Origin of the sequence: Shewanella sp. BJSY2023SW007, assembly GCF_047314525.1 — a bacterium.
Lineage (GTDB): Bacteria > Pseudomonadota > Gammaproteobacteria > Enterobacterales > Shewanellaceae > Shewanella > Shewanella chilikensis.
Window position 1 is genome coordinate 1 of sequence record NZ_JBKORL010000083.1, and the last position, 11,719, is coordinate 11,719.

At 52.1% G+C, this 11,719-nt stretch carries 8 protein-coding genes and 1 tRNA gene; 2 read left to right on the top strand and 7 right to left on the bottom strand.

Annotated features, from left to right (window positions below; genetic code table 11):
• Positions 1-2: 2 nt before the first annotated feature.
• From ACMHXE_RS13895 to recA, 6 genes are all read right to left on the bottom strand, one after another.
• Positions 3-94 (bottom strand) — tRNA-Ser (locus ACMHXE_RS13895).
• 204 nt (positions 95-298) lie between these two features.
• Complete coding sequence (gene csrA / locus ACMHXE_RS13900; protein ID WP_025011666.1) at positions 299-496, bottom strand: carbon storage regulator CsrA; 198 nt, start codon at positions 494-496, stop codon at positions 299-301.
• 116 nt (positions 497-612) lie between these two features.
• On the bottom strand, positions 613-1,851 hold the full coding sequence (locus ACMHXE_RS13905) for an aspartate kinase (protein WP_101056578.1): 1,239 nt from the start codon (positions 1,849-1,851) through the stop codon (positions 613-615).
• A gap of 22 nt (positions 1,852-1,873) precedes the next feature.
• On the bottom strand, positions 1,874-4,498 hold the full coding sequence (gene alaS, locus ACMHXE_RS13910; RefSeq protein WP_413732556.1) for an alanine--tRNA ligase: 2,625 nt from the start codon (positions 4,496-4,498) through the stop codon (positions 1,874-1,876).
• 429 nt (positions 4,499-4,927) lie between these two features.
• Positions 4,928-5,359 (bottom strand): regulatory protein RecX, encoded by a 432-nt coding sequence (locus tag ACMHXE_RS13915; protein ID WP_101056576.1) that lies wholly within the window; start codon positions 5,357-5,359, stop codon positions 4,928-4,930.
• 11 nt (positions 5,360-5,370) lie between these two features.
• Positions 5,371-6,435, bottom strand: coding sequence for a recombinase RecA (recA, locus tag ACMHXE_RS13920; protein ID WP_039034396.1), 1,065 nt, complete (start codon positions 6,433-6,435; stop codon positions 5,371-5,373).
• A gap of 317 nt (positions 6,436-6,752) precedes the next feature.
• On the opposite strand from recA, the gene mutS reads away from it, so the two are divergent.
• Positions 6,753-9,311, top strand: coding sequence for a DNA mismatch repair protein MutS (gene mutS, locus ACMHXE_RS13925; protein WP_413732578.1), 2,559 nt, complete (start codon positions 6,753-6,755; stop codon positions 9,309-9,311).
• Between the two features lie 203 nt (positions 9,312-9,514).
• Here mutS and ACMHXE_RS13930 read toward each other — a convergent pair whose 3' ends face one another.
• A complete protein-coding gene (locus tag ACMHXE_RS13930) occupies positions 9,515-10,447 on the bottom strand; it encodes a porin (RefSeq protein ID WP_039034397.1) in 933 nt (310 codons plus the stop codon).
• 292 nt (positions 10,448-10,739) lie between these two features.
• Between ACMHXE_RS13930 and rdgC the strand changes: the two genes are divergently transcribed.
• Complete coding sequence (gene rdgC, locus ACMHXE_RS13935) at positions 10,740-11,651, top strand: recombination-associated protein RdgC (protein ID WP_101095170.1); 912 nt, start codon at positions 10,740-10,742, stop codon at positions 11,649-11,651.
• Positions 11,652-11,719 lie beyond the last annotated feature (68 nt).

Here is an 11,719-nt window from a genome sequence, read left to right on the forward strand (position 1 = left end):
AATGGCGGAGAAGGAGGGATTCGAACCCTCGATGGGAGATAAAGCCCATACTCCCTTAGCAGGGGAGCGCCTTCGGCCACTCGGCCACCTCTCCGTTTTCTTGGCGCACATATTACTGTTTGAAGAAAATAAGTCAAACCCTTTTTCCTAAACCTTTTCCGTTTGTCCTGTTTTTAATCACCTGACCTAAATAACGCGCAAATCCTGTGCTATCAAGGGTTTTCCGGCGCCAGAAAATAAAAAAGCCAGTTTAAAAACTGACTCTTCTATTCCTGACGGAGGTTCACTTTGTGTTGTCTCAGAAGTTACCACCTTCAGAAGGGGTTCCGGTTTTCTCAGACTGAATACGCTGATAAATCTCCTCACGGTGCACAGAAACTTCTTTGGGTGCATTCACACCTATACGTACCTGATTCCCCTTCACACCCAGCACTGTCACTGTGACCTCGTCACCAATCATCAGAGTTTCGCCAACACGACGAGTCAAAATCAGCATTCGATTGCTCCTCTAGTTTCCATATTTTCTACACACGGCGCTCATCCGTCGTAACCATTATTATAAGGTGAGCTTAGTACAAATTAATAGTATTCAATACTAAATCCGTTGTTTAATTACACCTTATTTAGTTCAAAAGCGTGATGTAGAACTCGAACTGCCCTGTATAAATCCGCTTCATCAATAACCAAAGACAGCTTTATCTCTGATGTTGCCATCAACTTAACATGAATTCCTTCATTCCCCAAGATATCAAACACCTTGGCGGTTGCCTCGGCTCTGCGATGCACGCCGGCACCTATCACAGAGACCTTGGCCAGGGATTTTTCAAACATCAATGGCCCCAACGACAGGCCAAGAGCCGCCTCATCAAGGACCTTTAGCGCCCAAGAAAGCCTGTCGGCATCCATAGTAAAACTGACGCCGTCATCCATCCCCGCCTTGGTCACCAGATCCACTTCAACACCGTTTTCAGCCAGCAGTGAAAATACTGCCGCAAAAGGGTCTGGTGAATCGTCAGAGCGGCTCAGACTCAGCATCGCCTGCCCTTTACTGCAAGCGATACCGGCCACTTGATTACGCTTGTCTTCACAGGCATCGAAACGGATCAATGTGCCACTGCCGGGCTCAAAGCTGGAAAGCACCCGCAAGGGAACCCGAAAGCGCTCGGCATAAGAGACTGAATCCGGGTGCAGCACCTTGGCGCCCAAGCGAGCCATCTCCAGCATCTCTTCGAAGCTGATGGCATCGAGCTTCTGGGCGCTCGGCTCGATATTGGGATCTGTGGTATAAACACCGGCCACATCGGTAAAAATTTGACATTCCTGCGCCTTAAGCGCCGCAGCCAAAGCCACCGCCGTGGTATCCGAGCCACCACGGCCAAGAGTGGTCACCTCCCCGAATTGATCCCGCCCCTGGAAGCCAGCCACTATCGGGATAATTCCCTGGGCCAGCAACTCCTGCAGGTACTGAACATCCACTCGTTCGATACTGGCACGGCCAAACTGACTATTGGTATGGATTTGCACCTGAGCGGCGTTGAGCGACTTGGCTTTGACGCCACGTTTTGCCAGTGCCATCGCCATCAGGGCAATACTCACCTGCTCGCCGGTGGAGACCAGCATATCCATCTCCCGCGCCGAGGCTTCAGGGTCAATCTGCCCCGCCAGCGCAAACAGGCGGTTGGTTTCACCGGCCATGGCGGAGAGCACCAACACCTGATGCTCGCCGCTCAGTTGCGCCTTGGCAACCTGCTCGGCAATCACCTCGATGCGCTCAATCGAGCCCACCGAGGTGCCACCGAACTTTTTGACATACAGTCGCTCGTTACTGCCTGAACGTACTTCTTGTGTCACATAGACCTCGTTGGTGGCGAAATTATGCCAGACGTTCAGTCAGCCAGGGCGTTACCGATGCCAATGCCTGAGGCAAGTTGGCAACTTCACTACCACCGGCTTGGGCCATATCGGGACGGCCACCGCCCTTGCCACCAACCTGCGCGGCCACCATGGCCACCAATTCACCGGCCTTCACCTTGGCGGTCAAGTCCTTAGTCACCCCGGCGATAAGGTTTACTTTGTCGCAATGAGCCAGACCCAGCACCACTACGCCAGATTGTAGCTTCTGCTTGAGCTCATCTTGCAGACCACGCAGAGAACCAGGGTCAATACCTTCGACCTGTTTCACCAACACCTTGACTCCGGCGATTTCCTGAGCATCGGAAACCATATCGGCACTGGCAGCAGCGGCCAGTTTATCTTTGAGCTGAGCAATCTCTTTTTCCAATTGGCGGCTACGCTCCAACTGCGCCTTAAGTTTGGCGACCACTGAGTGACTGTCGGCCTTCAGTAAGTTAGCGGCATCACTCAACTCTTGCTGTTGCTCGGCCACAAAGGCCATGGCTGCAGCACCTGTGACCGCTTCAATACGGCGAATGCCGGCGGCAATACCGCCTTCTGATGTGATCTTGAACAGGCCTATGTCACCGGTGCGGCCCACATGGGTACCACCACAAAGCTCAATAGAAAAGTCTCCCATGGTCACAACCCGAACCTGGGCGTCGTATTTCTCACCGAACAGGGCCATGGCGCCCTTGGCTTTGGCCTGCTCTATGTCCATCTCGGCCGTTTTCAGTTCGTGGTTACGACGGATCTGGGTATTGACCATCTCCTCAACCGCCTTGAGCTCTTCAGGCTTAACCGCTTCAAAGTGAGAGAAGTCGAAACGCAAACGTTCAGGCTCCACCAAAGAACCTTTCTGGGTCACATGCTCACCCAATACTTGACGTAGTGCGGCATGCAGCAGGTGAGTCACTGAGTGGTTCAGTTGGGTGCGATGGCGTAGTTTCTTATCAACTTGCGCAAGCAACTCCTGACCCAGAGTCAGTTTGCCTTGGCTCAGTTGGCCGATATGACCTGTGGCCTGAGCATACTTTTGGGTGTCACTCACCTCAAACAGCAAACCTTCGGCTGTCAATTGGCCCTTATCGCCTACCTGGCCGCCTGACTCGCCATAAAATGGAGTCTTGTCCAGCACAATAACCGCTTGCTGACCGGCATCCAGCGTATCGACCGCCAGACCATCGACATAGATGCCAATAACCTTGCCCTTACCGCTGAGTTCACTGTAACCACAGAACTCACTGTCGGCATCAATTTTCAGCCCGGCGTTGTAATCGGCACCAAACTGACCGGCGGCCTGAGCCCGGCTACGCTGCTCGGCCATCGCCGCATCAAAACCATCTTCATCGACCTTGATATTACGTTCGCGGCAAACATCGGCGGTCAAATCCATAGGGAAACCATAGGTATCGTAGAGCTTAAATACGGTTTCACCATCCAGAGTGTCGCCCTTGAGCTCAGACAGAGCCGCATCCAAAATACCCAGACCACGCTCAAGTGTACGGGCAAACTGTTCTTCTTCGGCTTTCAGCGCCTTTTCCACTATGTTTTGGGTCGCCTTCAGGCCCTTGGCCGCATCACCCATCACATCAATTAAGGCGGGCACCAACTTGTAGAAAAAGGTATCTGTGGCGCCCAGCTTGTTACCATGACGCACGGCGCGGCGGATGATACGCCGCAGCACATAGCCCCGACCTTCATTGGATGGCATTACGCCATCAGCAATCAGGAAGGCGCAAGAGCGGATGTGATCGGCAATAACCCGAAGGGATTTATTTTCCAGATCTGTCACGCCGATGATCTCGGCCGTCTTGGCAATCAGAGTGCGGAACACGTCAATTTCATAGTTGGAATGCACGCCTTGCAGAATGGCGGCAATACGCTCTATCCCCATACCTGTATCAACAGATGGCTTAGGCAGAGGTTCCATCACGCCATCGGCCTGACGGTTGTACTGCATGAAGACTATGTTCCAGATCTCAATAAATCTGTCGCCATCCTCTTCCGGCGTACCTGGGCGACCGCCTGGGATATGATCACCATGGTCATAGAAAATTTCAGTACAAGGACCACAAGGGCCTGTATCCCCCATCTGCCAGAAGTTGTCTGAAGCATAAGGTGCACCTTTGTTGTCGCCGATACGGATAATGTCCTCGGCGGGAACACCTATCTGCTTGTTCCAGATATCAAAGGCTTCATCGTCGGATTGATAAACGGTAACGCACAGGCGCTCCTTGGGCAGCTTGAGCTCTTCAGTCAAGAAGGTCCACGCGAAGCGAATGGCATCTTCTTTGAAGTAATCACCAAAGCTGAAGTTACCCAGCATCTCAAAGAAGGTGTGGTGACGGGCCGTATAACCCACGTTATCCAGGTCGTTATGTTTACCACCGGCGCGAACACAACGCTGCGAAGTGGTAGCGCGACTGTAGCTACGCTTGTCCATACCGAGGAATACGTCTTTAAACTGGTTCATCCCGGCGTTGGTAAATAGCAAAGTGGGGTCATTGCCTGGCACCAGAGAACTGCTGTCGACTACCTGATGGCCATTCTTGCGGAAAAACTCCAGGAAAGCACTTCTAAGTGCTGCTGTGGTTTGGTACATAAATCGTCCTGAGTTACTTAAGCCTGAATAATGTATAAAAAGTGGTCTAAAGGCGTGCTTGGCCCGGCCACTCGAGCGCTCTTTTGCCAAGCATTATAAGCATGCAGCGCCAGAATACCAATTAGATTGCGCAGGGTATGATGCCTGATACAGCCGAGGTACAGAGAGCATTAGCGGCATAAGCCGAAACCGGATTACCTGGGCAGGCAAATGCTATTTGCCATAGATGTTGAATTACTCAGCGGATATAAAAACCTGCGCCGGTAAACCAAGATATAGCGGCTTTAGCGGGATATATAACCATAGGCGACAAGCACAAGAACTAACAACTTAATAAGAGTGAAGCTTGGGCTTGTAAAATGAAGTCAGTCACAAAGATTAGGCAGTATTAAACTTGGTTATGAAAGGAGCTTTAGTGATAGAGAAAAATCAGTCATAAGGGTCATATTCAAGGGCGTATGCCACTTGATCATAACTAAAGCCCTGCCCCATCAAGTGACGAATTCGGCGAGCTTTTTCTTTCATATCATCTGCGGGACTATCGCCGAATTTCTTCAGCGCGCGCGTGCGGGCCAAGGCAAACCAGTCACAATCACTGGCATCCAAGACTTGTTCGATACATTGTTTATTTAAGCCCTTTTGCATCAGTGCCTGACGTACTTTTCCCGGTCCGTGGGCCTTGGCAATATGGCTGCGCAGCAAGGCTGCAGCGAAACGCTGATCATCGATAAAACCTTTGGCTTCCAGACTATCCAAAGTCTGTTCAACTTCGCTCGACTCAAAGCCCTTGCCCAGTAAGCGGCTCTTGAGTTGCTCGCGGCCATAGTCGCGGCGCGCCAACAGCGCGACCGCAACATCCATTACCGACTGGCTCAGAAGACTTCTCCGGTTTCCAAGTCGATATTGCCTTCACCTGTCTCGGCGCTGGCAGGAGCCGCTTCTGCTTTACTGAGCAGTTTGGCACGCAGTGCCGCTTCGATTTCGGCTGCCACTTCAGGGTGTTCCTTGAGGTACTTACCTGCATTAGCGCGGCCTTGACCTATCTTGTCACCCTTGTAGCTGTACCAGGCACCGGATTTTTCCACCAGTTTGTGGGCTACGCCTAAATCAACCAGCTCACCGGTACGGTTGATACCCTGACCATAGAGAATTTGGAAATCGGCTTGTTTGAAGGGGGCGGCAATCTTATTCTTAACCACTTTAACCCGGGTTTCGTTACCAACAACCTCATCACCCTCTTTGATAGCGCCTGTACGGCGGATATCGAGACGAACTGAGGCGTAGAACTTAAGGGCGTTACCACCAGTGGTGGTTTCAGGGTTACCGAACATGACCCCAATCTTCATCCGGATCTGGTTGATGAAGATAAGCAAAGTGTTGGACTGCTTGAGGTTACCGGCAAGCTTACGCATTGCCTGGCTCATCATACGAGCCGCCAGACCCATGTGGGAATCACCGATTTCACCTTCGATTTCAGCCTTGGGCGTCAGCGCCGCCACTGAGTCAACAATGATGACATCGACGGCGCCACTGCGAGTCAGCGCATCACAGATCTCCAGCGCCTGTTCACCCGTATCTGGCTGAGAACACAGGAGATTATCGATATCCACACCCAGTTTCTTGGCATAGATAGGATCCAGCGCGTGTTCGGCATCGATAAAGGCACAGACTTTGCCTTCACGCTGCGCCGCGGCAATCACTTCCAGTGTCAGAGTTGTTTTACCAGAAGATTCAGGACCATAGATCTCAACGATACGACCCATTGGCAGACCACCGGCCCCCAAAGCCACATCCAGAGAAAGCGAACCGGTAGAGATGGTTTCGACATCCATGGTTCTGTCTTCACCCAGTTTCATGATAGAACCTTTACCGAACTGCTTCTCTATCTGTCCCAGAACTGCGTTCAACGCCTTCTCTTTGTTTGGATCTATTTTCATTCCTGTTCCCTCTTAATTGCGACGCAATGCTTCGCCTGAAATCTATGTTGCCGCCCCTTTATCCAGAGCTTTGGGCTAAATACCAATCTGCCACCTAGTATACTGTACAATCATACAGTATCAAGTGCTGGCGATAATTTATTTAAAGGCCGCTTGCTGATCAATCACTTGTAACCGAAGGCGTAAAATTTCCCCGCCCACGACTGGCTCAGTGATGAATAACTGATACTATTGGCGCCATTGAAAAAGGGCAACCGCTCTTGGAAACACAGTCAAGGAAATATCTGAAAGCTCCCATGAATGCAGTGATTACGCCTATGGATAACCCGGATTTGGAAAAACACACCCCTATGATGCGCCAGTATCTATCGATGAAGGCGCAGCATGCCGAAATGCTGCTGTTTTATCGCATGGGGGACTTTTACGAGCTGTTTTACGATGATGCCAAAAAGGCCTCCGAGCTCTTGGGTATTTCACTGACGGCCAGGGGCAAGAGTGGCGGCGATCCTATTCCTATGGCGGGTATTCCCTATCATGCGGTGGAAGGTTATCTCGCCAAGCTGGTGCAGCTCGGTGAGTCGGTTGCCATCTGTGAGCAGATTGGTGACCCGGCCACGTCCAAAGGGCCGGTCGAGCGCAAAGTGGTGCGCATAGTGACTCCCGGAACCCTCACCGATGAAGCGCTGCTGCAAGAACGTCAGGATAACTTGCTGGCCGCCGTCTACGAAGGCAAGAACGGTTTTGGCTACGCCACCTTGGATGTTGCCTCCGGCCGTTTTGTGATTGCCGAGCTGGCCACCCTTGAATCATTGGAGGCAGAGCTGCAACGCACCAAACCGGCCGAGCTGCTCTACAGCGAAGACTTTTCCCAACAAAGCCTGATTGCCGGCATCAAGGGCAAACGCCGTCGTCCCGAGTGGGAGTTTGACTTGGATACCAGCATGCGATTGTTGCTGGATCAATTCGGCACCAAAGATCTGCGTGGTTTTGGCATAACAGACGCCAGGCTGTCACTGCAGGCCGCCGGCTGCCTGATGCAGTATGTCAAAGATACCCAGCGCACCGCCCTGCCCCATATCAATGCCATTACCCGCTTTAATCAGAGCGACAGCATAGTGTTGGATGCCGCCACCCGGCGGAATCTGGAACTGACAGTGAATCTTGCCGGTGGCCGGGACAATACTCTGGCTTCTGTGCTGGACGCAACCGCTACCCCCATGGGCAGCAGGATGTTACAGCGCTGGATCCATCAGCCACTCAGGGATCATCAACAGATAGGCCTGCGGCAAACCGCGGTGGCAGAGTTGATTGCCAGCGGCCTGTTCGAACCGTTACATGACGACCTCAAGGCGCTTGGTGATGTGGAGCGGATCATGGCGCGCCTGGCCCTGAGAAGCGCCCGCCCTAGAGACTTTGCCCGTCTGCGACAAGCGCTGGCGCTGTTGCCGCAACTACAGCAACTATTGGCAAACACCCAAAGCCCCGAGCTTGGCCGTTTGAAACGCCAGCTCAGTGAATTCCCTGAAGAGCTCGCGCTGCTGGAGCGGGCGATTGTCGACAACCCGCCGGTACTCATTCGTGATGGCGGCGTGATCCGCGATGGTTATCATGCCGAACTGGATGAATGGCGCCGCCTCAGTGAAGGCGCCAGTGACTATCTGCAACAGTTGGAAGTCAGGGAAAAAGAACAAACGGGAATAGCCACCCTGAAAGTCGGTTTCAACCGGGTACACGGCTACTATATTGAAGTTTCCCGTGGACAATCGGCACTGGTGCCCCTGAGCTATCAAAGACGCCAGACATTGAAAAACACCGAGCGCTATATCATCCCCGAGCTGAAAGAGTATGAAGAGAAAGTGCTTTCCAGTCAGGGCAAGGCGCTGGCACTGGAAAAACAGCTTTGGGACGAACTGTTCGATCTCTTGCTACCCAAGCTCAGCGAACTGCAGGCCTTTGCCATGGCGGCGGCCGAGTTAGATGTACTGAGCAACTTTGCCGAGCGGGCCGACAGCCTCAACTACCACCAACCTGAGTTGAGCGATAAGCCGGGCATACATATTGAAGCCGGGCGTCACCCCGTGGTTGAGCGGGTCAGCCAGGCTCCCTTTATCGCCAACCCGGTAACCCTTAGCCCTGAGCGTAAAATGTTGGTGGTCACAGGCCCCAATATGGGCGGTAAGTCCACTTACATGCGTCAGGTGGCACTGATCACCCTGATGGCGCATATCGGCAGCTTTGTGCCGGCAGACAAGGCGATTCTGGGGCCTGTTGACAGGATCTTCACCCGTATCGGCGCCTCGGACGATCTGGCCTCGGGCCGCTCCACCTTTATGGTGGAAATGACAGAAACGGCCAATATTCTCCACAATGCGACCGCAGAGAGTCTGGTATTGATGGATGAGATTGGCCGTGGCACCTCCACCTATGACGGCTTGTCACTTGCCTGGTCGGCGGCAGAGTATTTGGCCCAGCGACTCGGCGCCATGACACTGTTTGCCACCCATTATTTCGAGCTGACTCAGTTGGCAGAATTGATGCCCCAGGTTGCCAATGTGCATCTAGATGCCATGGAGCATGGCGACAGCATAGTCTTTATGCACGCAGTGCAAGAAGGAGCCGCCAGCAAGAGCTATGGTTTGCAGGTTGCTTCACTGGCTGGTGTTCCGGCCTCGGTGATCAAGGCCGCCAAATTGAAACTGCAACAACTTGAAAGTCGCGATCACGGTCAGGCCCCCCATGTTCAGGCACAGGCCATACTGCAACTGGAAACACCGCCATCTGAGCTTGAACTTCTGCTTGGCAGACTGAATCCGGATGAACTCAGCCCAAGAGAGGCGCTGGACTTAATCTATAAACTCAAGGCGTTGGCAAACTAAACCTTTGAATTTCAGTTTTCAGCTCAACTTGAAACAACGATTTCACCGAGCAAATGTGCCTGTTGCGCGGTTGATATGAAGGCTGCTTCGTGAAATAGAAAATCCGATGACATTGGTCATCGGATTTTCAGCTTTTTCATAAGATCCTGGTTTAAATGCTCAGCACTTAGCCCAGGTTCTCCTTCAATGCATCAGGGCCTGACTTAGAACTTGTGCTCCAGACCAACACCTATGTACTTGTCATCATCATCCACATTTTCCATGGAGCGATTGGTGTAGAAGGCAAACAGCTTGGTCGGCTTACCCAGCTTGTAGTCAGCACCGATAGACCAGGAATCACCCTTATCTTCCATATCCTGCCACTGACCTTTCAGAGTCACCGCATCAATCTTGTACGCCGCGCTCAGCAGGTAACCGTTCTTGCTGTCACCATCGACGGACTTCTCTTCCTGCTGGAACATACCACCCAGAACGAAGTTGGCCAACTTGGCCTGCACTGTAGCACGCAGGACATCATAGCCTTTAACTTCTGAGTCATAGGCAACAGAGGCGAATACTGCGCTCTTTTTCAGATCCTTGTCACCGTACATGGCAGCAATAGAGAACCCATCTTCACCACCCTGTGACTTGGCAGCTTCCGCAGCATAAGTGGCACCAACTTTGAAACCACCAAATGAAGGTGACAGGTAAGTTACAGTTTGTTCAATACGGTTTTCCCCTTTGAACAGACTCTTGAGGTCACCAGACAGGTCGTTGAACTGGTCAACTTTACCTTGAGCGACTTTCAACATGGTGTCATTGCGACCCACAGAGACAGCACCGAAGTTACCCTTCAAACCAACAAACTGGTTACGAGCCAAAAAGTTATCTTTGGCATCATTACCTGTATCTACCTCATATTCCACTGTGTAGAATGCAGCCAGATCGTTACCCAGATCGAATTCGCCTTTCACGCCAAAACGAGAGGCATTGCTTTGAACCGCGGTTTCAGAATCGTCAGCAGCAGCTTCGTCATTTGACTGAACAGTAACATTCAACTTGCCGTAAACGGTCAGCGGCTCGGCAGCGTGGGCAGAGGCCAGAGAGACTGAAGCTATGGCTGAAGCGAGTAGTGTTTTGCAAAATGCATTCATCATTAATTCCTTTCGACGTTCTCTTCGTCTTGGTTATTGGTTTGGAACGAGCGAAAGTGTGCAACGAGTCTGTTGCAGTTTTATTTCATCTTTTAACCTGCCGGATTCATTATGCCTTTAGAGTCTCCTTAAAAAAGGCCAAAGCCCTTAACCACGGGGGCTAGCGACAAGCAATACGCCATATGACATTTTGGTTAAATCTTTCCCGGGTTGAAAAATCTGTGCTAACGGGGCGGGTTTACCTTGAGGATTTCATGCCTTACACTGCGGCTTTATTTTTCAAAGAGCGCCTGTCATGTGGTTTAAAAATCTCACCGTATATCGTTTCAACAAACCATTTTCTACCGATATAGAGGCACTGGAGACTGCCCTTGAGGGTTTCACCTTTTCTCCCTGCTCCAGTCAGGACATCAGCAAGTTCGGTTTTTCCAAGGCTTTGGGCAAACTGGGGCACACCCTGGTTCACAGCGCCAACAACCGTCACCTAATCTGTGCCACCAAAGAGGAGAAGCTGCTGCCTTCTCAGGTCATCAAGGAAGCGCTGGAAGAAAAGGTGTCGCTGCTGGAAGAGGAAGAAAACCGCAAGCTGACCAAGAAAGAGAAAGATGCGCTCAAGGATGAAATCACCACCACTCTGTTGCCAAGAGCCTTCTCCCGTCGCAGCCAAATCAAGGCTCTGTTGCTGCTGGATGAGCAACTGATCCTGGTAGACAGCTCCAGCGCCGCCAAGGCCGAAGAACTGCTGGCCTTGCTGCGTAAAGCGCTCGGCAGCCTGCCTGTGGTGCCAATGAGCACCAAGACACCGATTGAAGTGCAAATGACCGAATGGCTCAAGCAAGGTAACGCCCCAGCCCCCTTCACCATTCAGGATGAAGCCGAGCTCAAGTCTGCCGCCGATGATGGTGCAACCGTGCGCTTCAAGCAGCAGGATCTGAGCGAAGAAGAAGTACTGGCTCACCTGGAAACCGGCAAGCAGGTGCATAAACTGGCACTGCACTTCGGTCAGTCTATCGCCTTTGTGCTGCAATCCGATGCCGGACTGCGTCGCCTCAAGTTCTCGGAAGAGTTCCGCGCCGCCACCGATGATGTTGCCGGTGAGGATCCGCTGGCCAAACTGGACGCCGACTTTGAGCTGATGAGCAGCGAACTGGTCGCACTGATGCTGGCACTGGTCGACGCCCTGGGCGGCGTTGAAGACAGCCTGTAATCGCTATATCCAAGTAAAAAGGCGCCTGATGGCGTAATGCCGTTCACTTAGTGTGAACGGCATTAGAA

Bases quoted from the DNA above. Each gene is read 5' to 3' on its own strand.
- csrA (WP_025011666.1), bottom strand. From the start codon at position 496: ATGCTGATTTTGACTCGTCGTGTTGGCGAAACTCTGATGATTGGTGAC.
- alaS (WP_413732556.1), bottom strand. From the start codon at position 4,498: ATGTACCAAACCACAGCAGCACTTAGAAGTGCTTTCCTGGAGTTTTTC.
- ACMHXE_RS13915 (WP_101056576.1), bottom strand. From the start codon at position 5,359: ATGGATGTTGCGGTCGCGCTGTTGGCGCGCCGCGACTATGGCCGCGAG.
- recA (WP_039034396.1), bottom strand. From the start codon at position 6,435: ATGAAAATAGATCCAAACAAAGAGAAGGCGTTGAACGCAGTTCTGGGA.
- mutS (WP_413732578.1), top strand. From the start codon at position 6,753: ATGGATAACCCGGATTTGGAAAAACACACCCCTATGATGCGCCAGTAT.
- ACMHXE_RS13930 (WP_039034397.1), bottom strand. From the start codon at position 10,447: ATGATGAATGCATTTTGCAAAACACTACTCGCTTCAGCCATAGCTTCA.
- rdgC (WP_101095170.1), top strand. From the start codon at position 10,740: ATGTGGTTTAAAAATCTCACCGTATATCGTTTCAACAAACCATTTTCT.